Genomic DNA, 20,298 nt, shown 5'->3' on the forward strand with positions numbered 1-20,298 from the left:
AAGGCGCGCCACGTGGATCGGTTTGCGGTCGGTCAAGTCCGCCACCTGATGCCGGCAGGATGTGCCATCCGCGACAATCAACGTACCCTTGTCCGCCGCGCGCACTGCCGGGGCCAGATCGGCCTCTGCCATTTTGCGCGAAATCTCATGTGTTTCGACACCATAGCCAAAAGAACCGGCCATGCCACAACAACTGGTCTCGACCACCTCAACTTGGGTATCTGGCAAAAGCGACAGGGTCTTTTCCACGCTCGACATCACACCCATTGCCTTTTGGTGGCAGTGGCCATGCAGCATGATCCGGGGCGCGGGAGAGCGCAGGGGCAGGTTGAATTCGGGGTTGTCGTCCTGATCGGCGATATATTCCTCAAGCATCCGGGCCTGTTTGGCCAAAAGCGCTGTATCCTTGCCGGGCATCAGACCCGGAATTTCATCGCGCAGTGTGAGCAGACAGCTGGGTTCCAGCCCGATGATCGGCAGCCCTCTTTGCGCATAGGGCAGCAGGGCGTCCACAAGCCGCTGTGCCTCGGCCTTGGCTTCGTCCAAAAGGCCGGCTGACAGAAAGGTGCGGCCACAACACAGCGGGCGTTCGCCTTTGGGGGCTGCGGCCACATGCACATCGACCTCTGCGGCTTGCATCACCTTGAGGGTCGCGCGCAGGTTTTCAGGTTCAAAGTAGCGGTTGAAACAATCGGCAAAGACCACCGCCTGTGGGCTGTCAGTGCGGCGCGCCTCTTCGTTCGTGAAGGGCCGTGCACTCCATTCTGGCAGGTCGCGGCTGGCGGTGAAACCGGTCAGCTTTTCGGTCAGTTTTGCAAGCCCCGGCACCCGGTTGCGCAGATTGGCCATGAAGGGCAGGCGGGCAGCCCAGGGCGCATAGCGGGGCAGGTAGGCCACCAGCCTGTCATGCAGGCTGATGCCATGTTTCTTGGCACGGGCGGCTTGCACCTCGATCTTCATGCGGGCCATGTCGACCCCAGTGGGGCATTCGCGTTTGCACCCCTTACAGGACACACAAAGCATCATCGTCTCGGCCATCTGCTCAGAACTCAGCGCATCCGGCCCCAACTGCCCGGTGATGGCCAGTCGCAGGGTATTGGCACGGCCGCGGGTCAGATCCTGTTCCTTGCGCGTCACCCGGAACGAGGGGCACATCAAGCCCCCCTTGAGCTTGCGGCAGGCACCATTGTTGTTGCACATCTCAACAGCGCCCTGAAATCCGCCGCCACTGCCAGTCCATTCGGACCAGTCCAGACCCGTCTCAAACTCAGGTGCCGCATAATCGGGGCCATAGCGGAACAGACGGCGATCATCCATCTTGGGCGCATCCACGATCTTGCCCGGATTGAACAGACCCTTGGGATCAAAACGCTTTTTGACCTCGGCAAAATTGGCAACCATGCGCGGGCCAAACATCTTTTCATGAAACTCAGAGCGCACCAGCCCATCGCCATGTTCGCCCGAATGCGAGCCTTTGTACTTGGCCACCAGATCAAAGCATTCCTCTGCGATGGCACGCATCGTTTTGACGTCTTTGTCCAGCTTCAGGTTCAGTACAGGGCGTACATGCAAACAGCCGACCGAGGCATGGGCGTACCAGGTGCCTTTGGTGCCGTATTTTTCAAAGATCTGGGTCAGCCCGGCCGTATAATCCGCAAGATCAGGCAGTTCGACCGCACAGTCTTCGACAAAGGAGACGGGCTTGCCGTCATCCTTCATGGACATCCTGATGTTCAGGCCAGAGCTGCGCAGATCCGCGATGCGGGCCTGCATCTTGGGGTCGATCACCCGCGTGACGCCGCCCCAGTTCTTGGCTGTCCCCGACCAGGAGAAACCCAAATCACCCATCATCTCTTCAAGCTGCTTGAGCTTGCCCAGATGCAGGCTGGGGTCTTCTTCGGAAAATTCGACCAAAAGCAGGGCTTCGGGCGTGCCGGTGACGAATTCCTCGATGGTTTGGCGGAACATCGGGATGTCGCGGGCCAAGGCAATCATCGTCGCATCGACCAGTTCAACCCCCTGAGGGTTCAGTGTCACCAGATGCTGGGCCGCATCCATGGTCTGATGGAAGGTCGGAAAGTGGCAAACCGCCAGCACTTTTTGCGACAGAATGGGCCAAAGCTTCAGCTCGATGGCGGTGGAATAGGCAAGAGTACCTTCTGAACCCACCAGCAGATGCGCCAGATTATTTGGTGTGTCCTTGGGCGTCAGTGCGTCGATGTTATAGCCCCCGACGCGCCGCATCACCTTGGGGAATCGTGCGTCGATCTCGGCCGCCTCCCGCGCACCAAGCCGCAGCAGGTCATCTGACAGGGCTGCAAAATCGGCTGATTGCGCGGCACCTGTGGGCCCGAAATGGTGCTTGCTGCCATCGGCCAGGATCGCATCAATCGACAAGACATTGTCGCGCATCATCCCGTAGCGCAGCGATTTACCCCCGCAAGAGTTGTTCCCTGTCATCCCGCCGATGGTCGCCCGCGACGCGGTTGAGACATCAACCGGGAACCACACGCCATGGGGTTTGAGGGCGCGGTTGAGTTCATCCAGCACAATGCCCGGGCGCACAACACAGCGCAGGTTTTCCACATCCAGTTCAAGAATATCATTAAAGTACTGGGTGTTATCCAGAACAAGTGCCTCGTTCACGGTCTGGCCGCATTGCGACGTGCCGCCACCGCGCGCCAGGATCGGCACACCTTGCTGGCCCGCGATCTCAATCGTTGCGCGAATGTCATCTTCGGACGTGGGCGACAGAACGCCCAGCGGCATCATTTGATAAAGCGAGGCATCCGTCGCGTACCGACCCCGCGAATAGGGGTCAAACAACAGGTCTCCCTGAACGCGTTTCTCAAGAACGTCGGCAAGATGTGACATGATCGTTCCAGTTCCTTGGGGAAGATGTGCGATTATTCGATTGACATAATTATGAATTCAAAATTACGTTGGCACAACAAAAAAGCAAACCAAGCTGGCGCAGCGGCTGGCTTTCAGAAAAATATGGGTCTGGGGCCTGATGTCATGAGAAAAGCTGGTCGTCACTTTCTGCAAATTCCGGGTCCAAGTGCGGTACCTGACCGTATTCTAAGCGCCATTGGCCAACAAACCATCGACCACCGTGGTCCGGATTTTGCCAAGGTGGGTCTGCGCGCATTGGAGGGGCTGAAGGCAATCTTCAAGACCAAAGAGCACGTCTTTATCTATCCCGCGTCAGGGACGGGCGCTTGGGAAGCGGCACTGGTCAACACGCTGTCACCCGGCGACCGGGTACTGATGTTTGAAACAGGTCACTTTGCCACCTTGTGGAAGAAACTTGCCGAAAAGCTGGGCCTTCAGGCGGAATTCATCGAAGGCGACTGGCGCGGCGGCGCTGACCCTGACCAGATCGAAGCCTATCTGACCGAAGACAAGACACACCAGATCAAGGCGGTCTGTGTGGTGCATAATGAAACATCCACCGGCTCAGTGTCGTCCATCGCGGCGGTGCGCAAGGCCATCGACAACGCAGGCCACCCCGCGCTGTTCATTGTTGATACGATCTCGGGTCTTGCGTCTCTGGACTACCAGCATGACGCTTGGGGCGTTGATGTGACTGTTTCAGGCTCGCAAAAGGGTCTGATGCTGCCGCCCGGCCTGTCGTTCAACGCGGCAAGCGCCAAGGCAATCGCAGCCAACAGAACGGCCAAGCTGCAACGGTCCTATTGGGATTGGGCCGAAATGATTGGCCCCAACAAGACAGGTTATTTCCCCTATACGCCTGCCACCAACCTGCTTTACGGTCTGAACGAGGCTGTCGACATGCTGCATGAAGAGGGGCTGGATAATGTATTCGCGCGTCATGCCCGCCACGGTGCCGCGGCCCGTGCGGCAGTGCGCATATGGGGGCTTGAGGTGCTTTGCGCAGCACAGGGTCAGGAAAGCGGTGTGCTGACGGCCGTAAGACTGCCCGAAGGCCACAGCGCCGATGCCTTCCGCGCCACAACGCTTAAGCATTTTGACATCTCTCTGGGCAACGGGCTGTCAAAGGTGGCCGACAAGGTCTTCCGGATCGGTCATCTGGGAGATTTCAACGATCTGATGCTGGTCGCCACATTGGCCGGCGTCGAAATGGGACTGAAGAAGGCAAATGTTCCCCACCAAGAGGGTGGGGTGCAAGCAGCCATGAGCATGCTTGCCTAAGACCAATGGCCCCAAAAGGGGCGACACCAAATAACTCTGGGAGGAGAACATCATGAAACTATTTACAAAAATGCTGGCGGCTACGGCTGCGATTGGCCTGTCATCTACGGCTTATGCTGCCGACATGACCATGAAATTTGGCCATGTGGGCGCACCGGGGTCCCTGTTTGAAGCCTCGGTCGATAATTTCGCCGGCTGCGTGAACGGCGCGATGGGTGATAAGGTCGACGTGCAGACCTTTGGTTCGTCCCAGTTGGGCAAGGACAAAGAACTGCTGCAAAAGATCAAGCTGGGTCAGGTCGATTTCTCATTGCCGTCTTCGGTGATGTCATCCGTCGACGATTCATTTGGCATCTTCGAGATGCCCTATATCATTTCTGACCGCGACCACATGCGTCGTGTCCAGGCCGAGATGATGGATGTGTTCCAGGACGCGGCCCACGAGAACGGCTATCACATTGTCGGTCTGGCTGAGAACGGCTTCCGCCACATCACCAACAACGTGCGTCCGATCAATGTGCCCGCCGATCTGGCCGGGATCAAACTGCGCACACCAAACGGTGTATGGCGTCTGAAAATGTTCCAGGAATATGGTGCAAACCCCACGCCCATGGCCTTTTCTGACGTGTTTACCGCGTTGCAAACTGGTGTGATCGACGGCCAGGAAAACCCCTATGCACAGATCGCATCAGCCAAATTTCAGGAAGTGCAGAAGTATCTGTCGATCACAGGTCACGTCTATACCCCTGCCTATATCCTGATGTCGAAAAAGAAGTTCGACGGTCTGGATGCGGACATGCAGGCAGGCCTGACAGATTGCGCCAACAAGACGCAGGACTTCACCTATGAGAAAGCCGCTGAGTTGGAAGCAAGCCTGCTCAAAGTCATCGAGGACGCAGGCGTTGAAGTGAACTCTGCTGACAAGGCCGCGTTCATCGAAGCCTCTAAGCCAATCTACCAGCAGTTCTCCGACGAAGTCGAAGGCGGCCAGCAGATGATCGACAAGGTTCTTGGCCTCGGCAAATCAAGCTGATCTGCCCTGGGGCGGCAGGAAATCCCTGCCGACTTCATGATTTTCACACCGAAAATTGACCACTCCCGCGCGGCACCCCCGCGGGAGTGACAAGGAATTCCTTACAGGCCTGGCTGACATGGAACATGCGTCCTACCCTACATTGTCGCGGATCAACCGCGCACTGAGCACGGTTCTTGAATGGGTCACGATTGGTCTGATGATCATGCTGACCGTGATCGTGGCGGCTGCCGTGATCGCCCGCCTGATGGGGCAGAGCTTTTCGTGGTACGATGAGATCGCAGCCATCATGCTGGCCTGGATCACCTATTACGGCTCGGCTCTGGCGGCCCTGCACCGCAGGCATATCGGCTTTGACACGGTCTTGCTGAAGCTGCCTTTGAAGGTACGGGTCGCAGCCTTACTTCTGGGCGAGGCGATTGTGCTGATCTTCTTTTTCCTGATGGCGCGCGCCGGACTGCAGGTCTTGGAGGTGCTGGCCGGTGACACGCTGATCTCGCTGACCTGGGTGCCCATTCAGGTCACCCAGTCCGTAATCCCCATCGGGGCCATTTTGTTCATGATCTGCCAGATCCTGAGCCTGCCTTCCTATCTCAAGCTGACGGCCGCTGGACTCTCGCTCGAACATGCCGAGATCGAAGAAGAAGTCGAAACCGAACTTGAAAAGAACAAGGACCGCGTCTGATGCTGATGGCTTCGATTTTCATCGCGATGCTGTTGATGATCTGCATCAATATTCCCATCGCTGTGGCCCTTGCCATGTGCGGCGTGCTGGGCCTACTTTTCACCGAAGGCCCTGACAGCCTGGTGACCATCGCGCTTGATATGTACGACGGCTCTACCAAATTTTCGCTGATCGCCATTCCGATGTTCGTGCTGGCCGGGGCCATCATGAACGCAGGCGGGATCACCGACAAACTGATCAATTTCGTTACCGCCATCATAGGGTTCATCCGGGGCGGGCTGGCCATGGTCAACATCGGCGTGTCGCTCTTTTTCGCCGAGATTTCGGGCTCTGCCGTGGCCGATGTGGCCGCCATGGGCTCCATCCTGATCCCACAGATGAAGAAACGGGGTTACAGCAAGGAATTTTCCGCGGCCGTCACATCCTCTTCGGCGTCCTTGGCCATCATCATCCCGCCGTCAATCCCGATGATCCTTTATGCAGCATCGGCAAACACCTCAGTTGAGCAGCTTTTTGTTGCGGGCATCGTGCCGGGCTTGCTGGGGGCCGGGGGATTGATGGTTGTCGCCTACCTCTTTGCCAAGCGGTATAACTTTCCGACCGAAGCGGCGTTCAGCCTCGGGCGTCTGCGCGAGACGTTTATTGAGGCATTGCCAGCCTTCACCCTGCCAGTGATCATTTTGGGCGGCATCTTTGGCGGTTATGTGACCGCGACTGAAGCTGCGGGTCTGGCTGTGCTGGCCTCGCTGGTGGTATCGGCCTGGTACGGCAATCTGGATCTGGGCCATTTGCGCCGGGCGATGTTGGACGGTGGCATTCAGACCGCAGTTGTCATGCTGCTGGTTGCGGCATCTGTGCTCATGGGCGGCTTTTTGACCCGCGCACAGATCCCGCAGCAATTGGCCGAAGGCATCCTTTCGATTACCACGCAGCAATGGACGATTTTGCTGATCCTGAACTTCTTTTTCCTGATCATCGGGTTCTTCCTGCACTCTGCTGCGGCAATCATTCTGGTCATTCCCATCGTGATCCCGTTGATCACGGCCGCCGGCATTGACCCGGTGCATTTTGGTCTGGTCGTCACTCTGAACCTGGCCATCGGGCAACAGACACCGCCAGTGGCTTCGGTGTTGATCACCGCCTGTTCGGTGGCACGGGCCAACATCTGGGAAGTGTCCAAAGTTAACATCTGGTTTGTCGGTGTTCTTTTGGCGGTCCTGATGCTGTGTACCTACGTGCCGTCGGTTCCAATGTTCCTTGTCGAGTATTTTTACAGATGAGTGAAATGACGCCTGAAATTGTCGATGAACTCAAGGATGGGATCTTGTGGATCTCTTTCCAAAGGCCGCAGGCGCGCAACGCCCTGACCTTTGGGATGTACGAACGCCTGGCCCAGTTGTGCACTGATATGCCGACCGACGGCTCCGTGCGCGCTGTGGTCATCTTTGGCGCGGGCGGCAAGGCTTTTGCTGCCGGCACAGACATGACCCAGTTTCGCGCCTTTGAGACACCGCAGGATGCGCTGGACTATGAAGGCAAGATTGATGAGGTGCTTGAAGCCGTTGAACGCTGCCCGGTGCCCACGATTGCGGCGGTGAACGGTGCCTGCACCGGCGGGGGCGGATCAATTGCTGCGGCCTGTGACATCCGTATCGCCTCGGCCAGCCTGAAATTTGGCTTTCCAATCGCGCGGACCCTAGGCAATTGCCTTGCCGCGGGAAACATCGCCCGGCTGACGGAACTGATCGGGGCGGGGCGGGTGCGCGAGTTGATCTTCACCTCCCGCCTGATTGAGGCAGAGGAAGCTCTTGCCGTGGGGCTTGTGACCCAAGTGCTGCCGGATGAGGAGGCTCTGATGGCCCGCGCCGCAGAACTTGCCGGGCAGGTAGGGGCGATGGCTCCGCTGACGCTGCGTGCCACGAAAGAAGCGATGCGGCGCAACCGGGCAGCCCTCAAGGTGGACGATTCCGACCTGATCATATCGTGCTACATGAGCGAAGATTTCAAATTCGGCATGGAAGCGTTTCTGGCCAAGAGGAAACCGGTATGGACGGGCAAGTGACCAGCTCTGGCGGCCCTCTCAAAGGGATGCGGGTGATCGAACTGGCCCATATCATGGCAGGTCCGGTCTGTGGGCTGATGCTTGCCGATATGGGCGCTGATGTGATCAAGGTCGAAAAGCCCAATGGCGATGACACCCGCCGGTTCGTACCGCCCAAAATCAACGGCGAAGCGGCCGCCTATATGATGATGAACCGAAACAAGCGCGGCATTGCCCTGAACCTCAAGGATCCGGCCGCGGTCGAAGTGCTTCGCAAGCTTCTGGCTGAGGCCGATGTGGTGATCGAGAATTATCGCAAGGGTGCGATGGAAAAGCTGGGCCTGTCCTATGAGGATCTGGCCAAGATCAATCCACGTCTGATCTATTGCGAAATTTCCGGCTTTGGCCGCACGGGCCCCTATGCAGAGCGCGGCGGTTTTGATCTGATCGCTCAGGGCATGTCGGGGCTGATGTCGATCACAGGCGAAGGTCCGGGCCGTCCGCCGGTCAAGGTCGCAGCTCCCATTTCAGATATCAATGCAGGCATCATTGCCGCCATGGGCGTCAGCGCGGCCTATGCCAATATGCTGCAAACCGGGTTGGGGCAAAAGGTCGACACCTCGTTGTTCGAGGCAGCCATCGTGCAAACCTATTGGCAATCGGCCATCGCCTTTGCCACGGGCAACAAGCCCGACCCTCTGGGCTCTGCCCATCCGCTGAATGCGCCCTACCAAGCGTTTCAGACCAGTGATGGCTGGATCAACGTCGGTGCCGCGAACCAAAGCAACTGGCTGCGGTTTCTCGATGTGATCTCGGCACCGGAGCTGGATGCGGACCCAAGGTTCTCTTCGAACGCCACCCGCATTCAGAACCTGCCAGCACTGGTTGAGATCCTCAATGGCTACATGGTGCAGGACACGTCAGAGAACTGGCTCAACCGTATGGAAGCGGCCAAACTGCCCGCAGGCCCGGTCAATGATATCTTGCAGATGCACGCAGACCCACAGGCCCGCGCCCGCGAGATGATTGTCGAAGTGGATCATGACACAGCAGGCAAGGTCGAAACTATTGGCCACCCGATCAAATTCAGCCGCACACCGGCGGAAATTACCCGTGCATCGCCCCGTTTGGGTCAACACAGCTGCGAAGTCCTGGCCGAGTACGGCTATGACAGTGCACAGACCGAGGCCCTGATCAAATCGAATGCGGTGATCGCCGCCGATGCAGGGTAGGGCGGGGCTGCGGGGTTGTCCGCCCTCTCAATACTCTCATTAACCCCAGGAAAGAGATCCTCTGATGACACTGACTTTGGACCACGCCCAATCCATCATCCGAGACTGCCTTGAATGGCGCAAAGCCAACGGCTTGAAGCCCCTGACAATCGCGGTTCTGGACGCCGGTGGCTATCTGATGGCGCTGGCCCGGGAGGACGGCACCAGCAACCTCAGGCCAGAGATTGCCCAGGGCAAGGCGCGGGGGGCGGTCTCAATGGGCCTCGGCTCGCGCGCACTTTTTGAGCGGGCCAAGGTCGAGCCATTCTTTATTCAGGCGATGAATGCGCTGTCGGATGGATCGCTTGTGCCTGTGGCAGGTGGCGTTCTGATTAAACAGGACGGCGTTATTATGGGTGCTGTCGGCATCACCGGTGACACGTCCAACAACGATGAAGCCTGCGCGATTGCGGCCATTGAAAAGGCCGGATTCGAGGCCGACGGCGGGTGATCAGGGGGCGCCCCCCTCTAATTTGCGTTCAGAACGGTACTGTCAGAGCAAATTAGCTTGAGGCGGGCAGGGCGGATTTGTAGCGTCTGGACATGACCAAGCCTGATCCATTTCGCTATTTCAAAACGCGCCGCGAGATTATTTGCCTGGCAGGGCTTTTTCACGTTAACTCAGATGAACCAAAAATGCCGACCTTACCCCAGATCAAGCAGCAACAATTTGATGCCATTCGGCGAATGCCTCGGCGCGCGTTTGACGAAGAGTTTGGCGAGAGATCAGAGGACGTTGCACATTGAAGTGATTGTAGATGGCATCGTGGACGGACAGCAAACGTTGCATCGATCCGGGCGATTTGAACCTCCCCATTCGACGTTCTCGTCGGCGCGTCGGCCTCCTCTGATGGCTTTGCAAACAAACCACTGCCGGGCAATGGGTGTGATACTTCGGCCCGATTGTTCAATCGACCGGCTGTGACATGAAGGTGCTCCAGGCCAAGTTCTCGAAGCGCTGCGGAATATGAACCCAATTTGTCGGTGACAATCTTATCCGGAATGTAGCCCTGCTTTTTCAAGAGTTTCCGCATAAGTTTAAGGGCCGCACCTTTGTTTCGGCGAGATTGGGCCAGGACTTCAAGAACTTCGCCCTCTTCGTCTACGGCAAGCCATAAATACGTCCGCTTGCCACCAATGCGGACAAAAACCTTATCAAGATGCCAGGTTTCCGAAGGTTGAAATCTGCGGGACCTGACGTTGGCGGCAATCGCAGGGCCGAATTTCAAAACCCATCGACGCACGGTCTCAAAGCTGACCTCAATGCCACGTTCTGCCAGCATTTCTTCCACATCCCGAAAACTCAGCGGAAATCGAAAATAGAGCCAAACCGCCCGATGGATGATTGCTGGTGGAAACCGGTGACGGGTATAGCGAAATCTTTTTCGTCCCTTCCTGTTATCCAGGATTCAACAAGTTCGTCGAGTTAACGTGACAATGCCACCGGGTCTGTTTTGGGTGACATTCAACAGCCAAGCACGCAGCTTGTCGGCTTTGCGAACGTCTGCAGAGAGACTGGCACCATCCTCTAGCCGACGGCCTTGGCCAAGGACCAATCGGCGAGCGCAATGCGGTTGGACGTTAGATCGGCTGTTATCTCAGTTTCGTCAGCATAGACCGCCAAGACACCGGCAATCCGCGCTACGATTTCCTCAATTTGTAACGCGTGCTTTGATGGCTGACGGAACGTCTGCATCGGTCTCGTCGACCGGCTTGCGGATTGTCAGGCGCAAAAGTGGCGGCACGGTCAAAAGTGTGAGGAAGGCTGACATCGACAGGCCTCCGACGACGACTGCGCCTAGGCCTCGGTAAAGCTCGGAACCTTCGCCGGAGAAAATGATCAGCGGGAGCATGCCCATGACGCTGGTCAGCGTGGACATGAAGATCGGGCGGATACGGTTTCGCGTGGCCTCTTCTATCGCGTCAATCGGTTCCATTTTGTCTTCGCGCAGGTGGTATAGCGTTTGGTGCACGATCAGGATGGCGTTGTTCACCACGATGCCAACCAGAATGATGAAGCCGAGAAGTGTCAGCATATCAAGCGGTTGCGTCTGGTAAGTGTTCAAAAGTGCGAGCCCGCCGACGCCGCCGGCCGCCGCAACTGGCACAGCGATCATGATCACCAGCGGCAGCACGAAGCTTTCAAACAGGATCGCCATGACGAGGAACACGATGATAAGTGCCACGACAAGGTTGATCTGAATGGCCGACCATGTCTGGCTAAGCTGGTCTGCGGTGCCGGACACGCTGAGGCGAATGTCGCTGGGCAGGCCTTGTGCTTGAAGCACGGCGACGACTTCGGTTTCGAGAAGCTCGACGGCTTGTTCCAATGGCAGGTCGTTTGAGGGGCGTACTTCAAGCGTGACAGTGCGCAGACGTTCGCGGTGTCGGATTTCGGTGGGACCTGCGGTCAGCAAGATCTCGGCCAGCGCTGAAACGGGCACGATCTGCCCGCTGGGTGTTACCACGGGGTAGTTCCCGACGTCCTGCGTGCGCGCGGCGGCGGTAACCGAGGGGTCGCCTTTCAACACAAGGTCAACACGATCCGACCCAATAGTGATTTGCGCCACGCGCAGACCATCGTTGAAGGCGTCGACGGTGGCCGCAAGGGCAGAACTGTCGAGGCCCGCGTCTGCAAGACGCAAGCGATCCGGTATAAGGCGCACTTCGGGCGCGCCAAGTTCAAGGCCGGGGATCGGGCGGAACTGGTGACCTTCCGAGCGCGGCAAAAGCTGCGAGACAAGTCCGGCGGCGCGTCCTGCGACACCAAGGATGACGTCGAGGTCTTGCCCTGAGACGTTCAGTTCAATCGTGCGACCGCCGCCGACGCCCCGGCCAAACAGCGATGGCTGGGTCATGAAGCCGAAGGTTCCGGGTTCGGCAAAAATCGGACGACTAAGGACGGGAATCAGATCGCCTGCGCGTTGACCGTCGACAGCGGCGGCTCCGACAAATGAGTTCCCGGGAGTTGCCACGAAGAAGAAGTTTTCAATCGTTGGCGTGCCGTCTTCCAGGGCCGGCGCGGGGGCGGCGTCCCAAAGGGGCTTAGCGACGCCTTCGATCCGTTGCGCAATAGTTTCTGTGGTTTCAAGGTTGTAGCCTGGTGGTGGGATGATGAGGCCGAAGACGAGGTTTCGGTTTCCTTCGGGCAGGTATTCAAGGCGCGGCAGAAAAGTCCATGTCGCCAAGGCCGCGCCCCCCGCGATTAACGCAACCATGACGATGCCCACCGAGCGTACACGCACGGTCAGGCGGACATAGGCCATGACAGCGTTGCGGAAGCCTGCCGCAAGGTGATCGACGCCCCAAAGGCGCACCGGTTTCTGGTCGTCTGCACGCAGCAGTCGGCTTGAAAGGGCAGGGATGACCGTGACGGCCACCAGCAGAGACAGCAGCACGGAGACCGAAATGGCGACCGCGATGTCGCGGAATAACTGCCCGGCTTCCAGTTGCATGATCAGGATCGGCACAAAGACCAGCACCGTGGTCAGGGCGGACACAAGGATGGCGCCCCAGACCTGTTTTGCGCCAAGATATGCGGCCTCGCGGCGGTTGTGACCCGCTTCGCGGAGACGGAAGATATTTTCGAGCACGACGATTGCGGCATCCACGATCATGCCGATCGCAAAGGCGATCCCGGCAAGCGATATGACGTTAAGCGTTCGTCCGGTAAGGGCCATGACAACGAATGTCGCCACAATCGAGACCGGGATCGAAAGCGAGACGATCAATGTCGCGCGCGGACTACGCAAAAACAGCATCAGGATGAGTGCGGCAAGTGCGGCACCGATCCAGATGTTTTGCACGACGAGGTCGATGGCGCCCTGGATGTAGATGGTCTCGTCATAGACCAATTTTGCGTCAAGACCGGCTTCGTTCAGCGGTCCCGCTTGCAGTTCGTCGAGAACCGCGCGCAGTTCTTCCATCACTTTGATGACATTGGCGCCGCTTTCGCGAACCACATTAAAGGCAAGGCCCGCTTCGCCCTTGAAACGCAGGCGGCTGGTGGCTTCACGGTAGGCGAACGAGACCTCGGCGACGTCGCTGACCCGCACGCGCCCACTTGACCCTTGAGCCACGCCCGAGCGCAGGACCACGTCGCGAATGGCTCCTTCGGTGTTTAGGCTGCTTTCGGTGCGCACCACATAGCGGCGTTTGCCTTCGTCGACGTCACCGGCCGAGATTGATATGTTTTCGGTCCGCAAAACCCGCACCACTTCCGGCACCGTCAGGCCAAAACGCGACAGCCGTTGCGGGTCGATCACCACCTGCAATTCGCGCTGCGTGCCGCCAAACACGTTGACGGCCGAGACACCTTCTATGCGCTCGACCCGGTCCTTCACGACGTCTTCAAGAAAGTCGCCGTAAGTGGGCATGGCGCGCGTGTTTCCCTCGGCTGCTGTCAGCAACACCCAAGCGATGGGGCTGTCGTCCGAGCCGGAAGTATTGAGCGTTGGCTGGCTTGCTTCATCCGGGTAGCCGCCAACGCGATCAAGGCGGTTTGAGATCAAGAGCAGCGACTGGCTCATGTCGGTGCCAACGCCGAATTCAAGCGTGACCGTCGCTTGCCCCGTGCGCGAGCGCGAGGTCATGATTTCAAGACCATCGAGGCCGCGCAGGGTTTCTTCCTGCGGATTGACGATCTCGCGTTCGATTTCGGTTGGGGCGGCGCCGGGCCAACTTGTCTCCACCACGACAATCGGTTTGCGCACGTCGGGCGCAAGCTGCACGGGGATGCGCGACAGTGAAATCGTGCCGAACAGGACGGCAATTAAAACGGCCGCAATCACGGCAACGGGCCGGTCAATGGCGTAGCGGATCAGGTTCATCAATTTGTCTCCACGACCGAAGGTGCGATATCTTGTCCCGGACGCAGACGCTCGTTGCCGCGCACGACAACGAGATCGCCGGCCTGAAGGCCGTCCAACACCTCGTAGCTGTTCCCAAGAGGCGCGCCGATGGTCACGGTGCGCGGTTCGGCTTTGTCGTTTGCCGCCACGAAGACCGTCCAGCCGCCACGGGCCTGAACAAGCGCGTCTTTTGGCACGGACAGAACTTCGCGGGCTTCGCCCACAGGCACGTTCACGGTCAAGGACTGGCCCACGGCGACAAGGTTCGCGTCCATTGCGTCAATCGTGGTGAAAAGCGCGGTCCGGGTGCGGGTTGAGGGGTTCTCGACTGGCAAAACCGCACGCAAAGAGAGCATGATTTGCACGCCGTTTTCGGTATCGGCGGTGACTTCATCGCCTTGAGTGAGGAAATCAACATAGCGGGCAGGGACGTTGGCTTTCACCTCGAAGGCGCTTGTGTCCAGCATCCGCACGACGGGCGTTCCGGCCTGAATGAAAGCACCGGGGATGGTCGATACTTCCAGAATAACGCCGGAAAACGGAGCCGTGACGCTGGTGCGTTCCAACTGGTACTCGGTTTCGGCAAGACGCGATTGCGCAGATATTTCACGGGCTTCGGCCTCGGCAAGTTGTGAGCGGGCCTCGAAAAGATCTGCCTGAAGGTCGTCAAAGCGGCCCTGACTGAAGGTCGCGGTGCCGCGCAGAGCCGCGGTGCGCTCGAACGGGATTTGCACCTGATCAAGCCGCGCGCGCGCCGTTGCGGTGCCGGCCTGCGCTTCGGCGATTTGTGCCTGTGATTGATCCACGCGAATGGACAAAAGTTCGCGGCTTAGTTCGACCAGCAAATCACCGGCCTCGACCCGGTCGCCTGCCAGCACGTTCACACGTTCGACGTTGCCCGCGATGCGCCCGGCAACAGCCCCATCACGCGATGTTGTGACTTCGGCAAAAACCGGCACCGTTTCAGACAGCACACGCGCTTCGAGTTGTTGCACGCCGACTGCTGCGGCGCGCTCCTGTGCGGCGAGGCTTTGGGGCCCAAGCATAACGAACCCTATCAAAACGCATCTTAAAATGTGCATGTCATCCTCCTTCGTCCGATGAGGAATGTAGTCCAAAGCAGGCCAAGGCAAAGGTGGCGACTTTGCCTTTTGGAAAGGGCACGTTTAAGGCCGGGGCTTCAGATCAGTTCGATGCCTCAAATGCCCGCTTTTTCCGGCTTATTCCAGAAGTTCCTGAAATAATTCGGTGTAGCCAACGGAAGGGTCGAATGCGCCGACCGCGAGAAACTCGAGCGTTTGGCGAATAACTAGCGGGTCGTTCATCATGAAGGTATGAGTGACCGGCAGGACGATATGATCGGCAAGCCCCGGAAGGCGGGTGGATGCGACCGATACTTTGCCGTCGTCCGGCCCGTCGATCAGAAAGGAATAGACCGGATTGAGGGATTGATTTCCGGCTATGACACCGACTTCGAACCGGGGCAGGCCAAGGCGGTTTGGTGCGCTGGCGTCGTTGGTTCCAAGGGCCAGCCCCGCCGGGCCGTTCAGCCAGCGAAACGCGCCAAGATCACCAAAGATATCAACAAGTTCTGAGCCGTTGTTGGGGGGGCCAAGCAGAACGGCGCGGCCCATGTTTTTGGGTCGATTTTCTTCGAGCCACGCCCGCACCAGGATGCCGCCCATGGAATGGGTGACGAAATGAGTGATGTCGTCCCCGCAGGCTTCGACCGGTTTGTCTAGCGCTTGTTCGACCAATTGATCAAACGGCACTGACGTTGAGGCATAGCCTTGGTTGATCGTCTTGTAGCCTGCAGTCTCAAGTGCTGCGTCGATCACCTTCATCGAGGCAGGCCCGCGTGCGAGGCCATGCAGCAAAACCACACAATCGGCCAACGCAGGCACCGGAAGGGCTGCGAGAACGAGGGAAAAAGCGAAGTTGAAGCGCATGGGTTTCACGGTGTTGATCCCAAAAAGGAGGGGCTTGGAGCAAATCGACTTTGGTCTATCCTTAAATTATATAGGTATTTTAAAATCTGGATGAACCGTGTGGAACACTCTTTGGGGATCGCCATAATTGGCGCGGGCATAACCGGTTTGACGGCCGCCGATCACCTGGTCAAGTCAGGACGTGAGGTTCACGTTTTTGATAAAGGGCGAGGCGCTGGCGGGCGTATTGCGACCCGGCGGACCCCAAATGGCGTCTTTGATCACGGCGCACCCGAACTGCAGGCGGAAAGCCAGGAGTTTCGCGACTTTCTTGCGGCCCTGGGCGCAATCGTGGGGGAGTGTGGATCAAATTTCGGCGCACCGGGGATGCGATCCATTTTTGATCAATTGATTTCTAAATTGGACATTCATCAGGGAGCAGAAGTGACTGCCATCGATGGTGAAAGCGGGGGCTTGGGTTTGCACTTTGCTGATGGTCGCTTGGTTGCGCCATTCGATACGGTTTTGGTCACCGCGCCCGCGCCGCAGGCGCGGACGTTGGTTGCGCCCGTTGCCCGAGAGATTGCAGCAGAGATTGAAAAAGTGCGGATGCAGCCGATCTGGTCCTGTCTTGTTGAATTCAGCGAACCACTGGCTTTGGAGGGTAAATCCGAAGGACGCGGGGCAGTTTTACGAGCGGATCGGATGGCCTCGAAGCCTTTGCGGAATGATCCTCGCGAGGCTTGGGTGATCCATATGAGACCTGAATTCGCCTGCGACCAGCTTTTTGCCGACCGGGCGATAGTTGCGTGCTCGATCATTGAGGCGTTTGGTGATGCCTATGGTCTGACACTGCCGCAAGTCCGCTATCTGGAAGCGCACAGATGGCGGTATGCCTTTGCCGATCAGCCTTTGGGGCGGCCATTTGTAGGTGATACCGGTAATCGCTTGCTGGTTGGTGGCGACTGGACGCTTGGAGGCCGCGCCGAACATGGCTTTCAAAGTGGGCGCGCGATGGCGAATGCAGTGCTTTCCAGAGAGGTCGTGAAGGTCTAGGGAGGCCCCATGCCTTTTATATTCACCACACTGGCGGGTCTTAACGCTGCAGACTTCGACACAATTGTCGACGTCCGCTCGCCTGCTGAATTTGCCGAAGATCATTTGCCCGGTGCGATCTCTCTTCCGGTCTTATCGGACGACGAGCGTGCCGAGGTCGGTACGATCTATACACGTGTCAGTCCGTTCAAGGCCCGAAAGATCGGCGCGGCCTTAGTGGCCAAAAACGCGGCGGCCCATTTGCAGGGGCCTTTGGCTGAAACGGCCGGGAGCTGGCGGCCATTGGTATACTGCTGGCGCGGCGGGCAGCGTTCCGGATCTTTTGCGGCGATCCTTGGGCAAATCGGCTGGCGGGTCGAAGTGCTTGAGGGGGGATATCAAAGCTTTCGCCGTCAGGTGGTGGATGCGCTTTACGAGCGGGCGATGGGTCCACGGATCATCCTGCTGGATGGCAACACCGGAACCGGAAAGACGGATATTCTGCACCGTTTGGCGGTTCGCGGCGTGCAATTTCTGGATCTTGAGGGACTTGCTGATCATCGAGGGTCGGTTTTGGGTGGATTTGGGCCGCAGCCTTCGCAAAAGGCGTTCGAGACAGCGCTTTATGTGGCGATTGCGGCGCTGGACCCTGAGCGGCCTGTGGTGGTGGAAGCGGAATCAAGTCGTATAGGCGCGTTGAATGTGCCGCCAAAGCTGTTTGAGGCGATGCGGGCTGCGCCACGTATCGTGGTTTCCGCGCCTGTTGCGGCGCGTGCAGCGTTCTTGGCGCGGACCTACGCGGATGGGTCCGTTGACCTGGAAGAGTTTGTTGATCGGCTGGATCGTCTTGTAGGTTTGCGCGGTCATACACAAGTTCAGGTTTGGAAAACGGCTGTGAAGGACGGCAAGTTTACCGACGTCGCAGCTTCGTTGATCGAAACGCATTATGATGGACGTTACGCCAAAGTGCGCGAGCGGATCGGGGCAGAGGCGCTTGCGTCATTTTCGGCGGACGTGTTGGACGAGGCCGGGCTTGAGGGGCTGGCCGATCAGGTGGCACAGGCCGTTATGACACTTCCAGCGGATGGCCCGTCCACGCCTTGAGATTGCCGATTCGAACCGCATCAGTTCCACTATCTCGCAGAAATTTCAATGTCTTACCGGCTGATTTTGATGGAACCGCCGCAAGAAACCCTCCGGCAGTTTGTGGGTCAACCAAAAGCGTGGCGGCAGGCGTTACGGGCAATGCGATCCCAAGCGCGGCACGGTTTGCAGGCGCGATCGTCGAAGCGATACCATGTTCGGCAAGACGTTTTGCTCCGGGATAAAGCGGGACCTTTGTACTGTCGATCTGCGCGGTGAGACCCGCGGCGGCCGCCATTCTCAGGGCATGCCCGGCCAATCCGAACCCTGTGACATCGGTCATCGCATTTGCCGTTTTAGCGAGAATTTCAGCGGACATCACAGGCGAAGTCGCCATCACCTGCAAGACATGCGCCACGTCACCGCCAGCTGCTTTCCCAGCCATCTCAGCAGCCATCAAAGTGCCTGACCCAATCGGGCGCGTTAGGATTAGGACGTCGCCGTTTTGGGCCTTGTCGAAGGTCTTTGCCGCCGCGGTGAGGGTTCCCGTAACGGTAAACCCAAGGGTCAATTCCGCGCCTTGCGTTGTGTGACCGCCGACAAGGGCCGCGCCTGTTTCGCGGCTGATTTCTGTCACGGCGGTGAGGATTTCGCGCAGGTGATCCGCCTGAAGCCGTTCGGACATTCGCGGCAAGGTGATTTGCGCCAGCATAGCATGTGGTGTCGCACCCATTGCCCAAACATCGCCCATCGCGTGCAACGCGGCGATCCGGGTCATCACATAGGGGTCGTCCCAAAACGCGCGCAGGTGGTCTGTGGAAAGGACTTGTTGCTGTTTACCAAAGTTAATGACGGCGGCGTCATCCCCGGTTGCTGTGATGATATTCGGGCTTTGCGGAGTGTCGAGAGCGGATAGCGCCTCGTCCAATATAGAGGCGCCTACTTTTGCGCCGCACCCACCGCACATCGGCGTGTCGCCCAAGGCATCTGAAACGCCCTTCGCCGCGCCTTTGGGGGCAGTAGGGCCGGGCATTTGCGGTGGATTGTTCAGCCGGTCCAGGAAGCGGCGGTCAATGCGGTCTTTCCATATCCAGGCCCAATCACCTGCGACTGCGCGGCCGAACTTATCTGCCACCGCTGACCTTCGCCCCAAAGAAATAAGCTTCAGATATTGCGATTGTGGCTCGAAATGCTTTGGCGCTGACCCCGTTAGATCTGCGCGAAGGTTAGCAGTAAGAATGGGGGCGGCACGTACGGCAAAAACACCGGCTTTGGGGCGTGGGGCGTGGGAAAGGTGCGCGCAATCACCGACCGCATAGAGGCTTGGGTCATTAACAGACCTTAATGTTGCATCGACGGTGACATAGCCGTTGGTCAGGTCCAGCCCCGTCTCAGCCAGCCAAGGAAACGGGCGCGCGCCCGCCGCGCCGACCGTAAAGTTTGAAGAAACACGCTGTCCACCGGTTAATACGATGTGGTCAGAGTGGACCTCGATCGGGGCGGTGCCTTCGATGATTTGGATGCCCGCGGCTTGCAGCGCACTGCGCAGTTTTTCCGCTGTTGCTTGCAAAGTTCCGGCCAGCAAAGTGTTCGCTTCGACCACGGTCACTGGGTTGGGCGTGCCTAAACACGTAAGTCGATGGTTGATCGCAAGCGCGAGTTCGACGCCACCGACGCCGCCCCCTATCACTGTAACAGGGCCCTTGTGTTCATTTTCGACAAAGGCTTGCCAGCGCGCGGCGAAAGGACCAAGCGGTTTGGCCGCGATAGCGTGATCTGTGAAGCCCGGAATTTCTGGCATGTCTGATGTGATGCCGATGTCCAGCGATGCAATGTCATAGGCCACATCTGGGCGACCTTCGACTGACAGGCGTTTGGCGTCTCGATCAATGCCGGTGACATATCCGAAAACCATGCGCGCCCCCGCATAACGCGCCAGCCTTACTAGATCAATTTCGAGGGCTTCGCGAGTATAGTGACCTGCCACGAAACCAGGCAACATGCCGGTATAGGGCGCGGTTGCGGCCGGGTTAATCAGCGTTAAGCGCGCGCCCGGAACCGGGTTCATGCCCCATTGACGTAAAAGCAGCGCATGCGCATGCCCGCCGCCGATCAGGACGACCTCTCGCACGAGGGGAGTTGGGCTATGCATTATCATGCGATTGGCCTAGCGCGACTTCAACGCCTTGGCGAGGG

Annotated in this window: 14 protein-coding genes and 1 pseudogene; 9 read left to right on the forward strand and 6 right to left on the reverse strand. The window is 58.3% G+C overall.

The window, feature by feature from the left end:
• The coding region (locus Q1B15_RS03055) for an FAD-binding and (Fe-S)-binding domain-containing protein (protein ID WP_299749983.1) at positions 1-2,874 on the reverse strand (2,874 nt) is incomplete at its 3' end.
• A gap of 144 nt (positions 2,875-3,018) precedes the next feature.
• Here Q1B15_RS03055 and Q1B15_RS03060 point away from each other — a divergent pair.
• The 7 genes from Q1B15_RS03060 (at position 3,019) to Q1B15_RS03090 (ending at position 9,657) form a co-directional block, all read left to right on the forward strand.
• Positions 3,019-4,176 (forward strand): aminotransferase class V-fold PLP-dependent enzyme, encoded by a 1,158-nt coding sequence (locus Q1B15_RS03060; RefSeq protein WP_299749986.1) that lies wholly within the window; start codon positions 3,019-3,021, stop codon positions 4,174-4,176.
• Between the two features lie 52 nt (positions 4,177-4,228).
• Positions 4,229-5,209 carry a TRAP transporter substrate-binding protein gene (locus tag Q1B15_RS03065; RefSeq protein WP_299749989.1) on the forward strand — a complete coding sequence of 327 codons (981 nt, stop codon included), beginning with the start codon at positions 4,229-4,231 and terminating at the stop codon, positions 5,207-5,209.
• Between the two features lie 118 nt (positions 5,210-5,327).
• Complete coding sequence (locus Q1B15_RS03070; RefSeq protein ID WP_299749992.1) at positions 5,328-5,894, forward strand: TRAP transporter small permease subunit; 567 nt, start codon at positions 5,328-5,330, stop codon at positions 5,892-5,894.
• A complete protein-coding gene (locus Q1B15_RS03075) occupies positions 5,894-7,174 on the forward strand; it encodes a TRAP transporter large permease (RefSeq protein ID WP_299749995.1) in 1,281 nt (426 codons plus the stop codon). The genes Q1B15_RS03070 and Q1B15_RS03075 overlap by 1 nt, the downstream gene beginning before the upstream one ends.
• Positions 7,175-7,179: 5 nt before the next feature.
• On the forward strand, positions 7,180-7,956 hold the full coding sequence (locus Q1B15_RS03080) for an enoyl-CoA hydratase/isomerase family protein (RefSeq protein ID WP_299749998.1): 777 nt from the start codon (positions 7,180-7,182) through the stop codon (positions 7,954-7,956).
• Positions 7,941-9,167 (forward strand): CoA transferase, encoded by a 1,227-nt coding sequence (locus Q1B15_RS03085; RefSeq protein WP_299750002.1) that lies wholly within the window; start codon positions 7,941-7,943, stop codon positions 9,165-9,167. The genes Q1B15_RS03080 and Q1B15_RS03085 overlap by 16 nt, the downstream gene beginning before the upstream one ends.
• Before the next feature lie 64 nt (positions 9,168-9,231).
• The gene (locus tag Q1B15_RS03090; protein ID WP_299750005.1) at positions 9,232-9,657 is read left to right on the forward strand and encodes a heme-binding protein; all 426 of its coding nucleotides are present in this window, start codon (positions 9,232-9,234) and stop codon (positions 9,655-9,657) included.
• 204 nt (positions 9,658-9,861) lie between these two features.
• On the opposite strand, the pseudogene Q1B15_RS03095 reads toward Q1B15_RS03090, so the two are convergent.
• The 4 genes and pseudogenes from Q1B15_RS03095 to Q1B15_RS03110 form a co-directional block, all read right to left on the reverse strand.
• Positions 9,862-10,612 (reverse strand): annotated as a pseudogene (locus tag Q1B15_RS03095) (IS6 family transposase).
• A 246-nt stretch (positions 10,613-10,858) separates the two neighbouring features.
• Entirely contained in the window at positions 10,859-14,035 is a 3,177-nt protein-coding gene (locus Q1B15_RS03100) for an efflux RND transporter permease subunit (protein ID WP_299750008.1), read from the reverse strand.
• Positions 14,035-15,138 carry an efflux RND transporter periplasmic adaptor subunit gene (locus tag Q1B15_RS03105; RefSeq protein WP_299750011.1) on the reverse strand — a complete coding sequence of 368 codons (1,104 nt, stop codon included), beginning with the start codon at positions 15,136-15,138 and terminating at the stop codon, positions 14,035-14,037. The genes Q1B15_RS03100 and Q1B15_RS03105 overlap by 1 nt, the downstream gene beginning before the upstream one ends.
• Positions 15,139-15,276: 138 nt before the next feature.
• Positions 15,277-16,005: an alpha/beta fold hydrolase gene (locus tag Q1B15_RS03110; protein WP_299750039.1), complete on the reverse strand. Its 729-nt coding sequence runs from the start codon at positions 16,003-16,005 to the stop codon at positions 15,277-15,279.
• A gap of 99 nt (positions 16,006-16,104) precedes the next feature.
• Between Q1B15_RS03110 and Q1B15_RS03115 the strand changes: the two genes are divergently transcribed.
• Positions 16,105-17,040, forward strand: a complete 936-nt coding sequence (locus Q1B15_RS03115) for an FAD-dependent oxidoreductase (RefSeq protein WP_299750014.1) — start codon at positions 16,105-16,107, stop codon at positions 17,038-17,040.
• 9 nt (positions 17,041-17,049) lie between these two features.
• Positions 17,050-18,123: a tRNA 2-selenouridine(34) synthase MnmH gene (mnmH, locus tag Q1B15_RS03120; protein WP_299750016.1), complete on the forward strand. Its 1,074-nt coding sequence runs from the start codon at positions 17,050-17,052 to the stop codon at positions 18,121-18,123.
• Here mnmH and selD read toward each other — a convergent pair.
• A complete protein-coding gene (gene selD / locus Q1B15_RS03125) occupies positions 18,086-20,260 on the reverse strand; it encodes a selenide, water dikinase SelD (RefSeq protein ID WP_299750019.1) in 2,175 nt (724 codons plus the stop codon). The genes mnmH and selD overlap by 38 nt on opposite strands.
• Positions 20,261-20,298: the final 38 nt, after the last annotated feature.

The organism is uncultured Boseongicola sp., assembly GCF_937988555.1.
Taxonomy (GTDB): Bacteria; Pseudomonadota; Alphaproteobacteria; order Rhodobacterales; family Rhodobacteraceae; genus Boseongicola.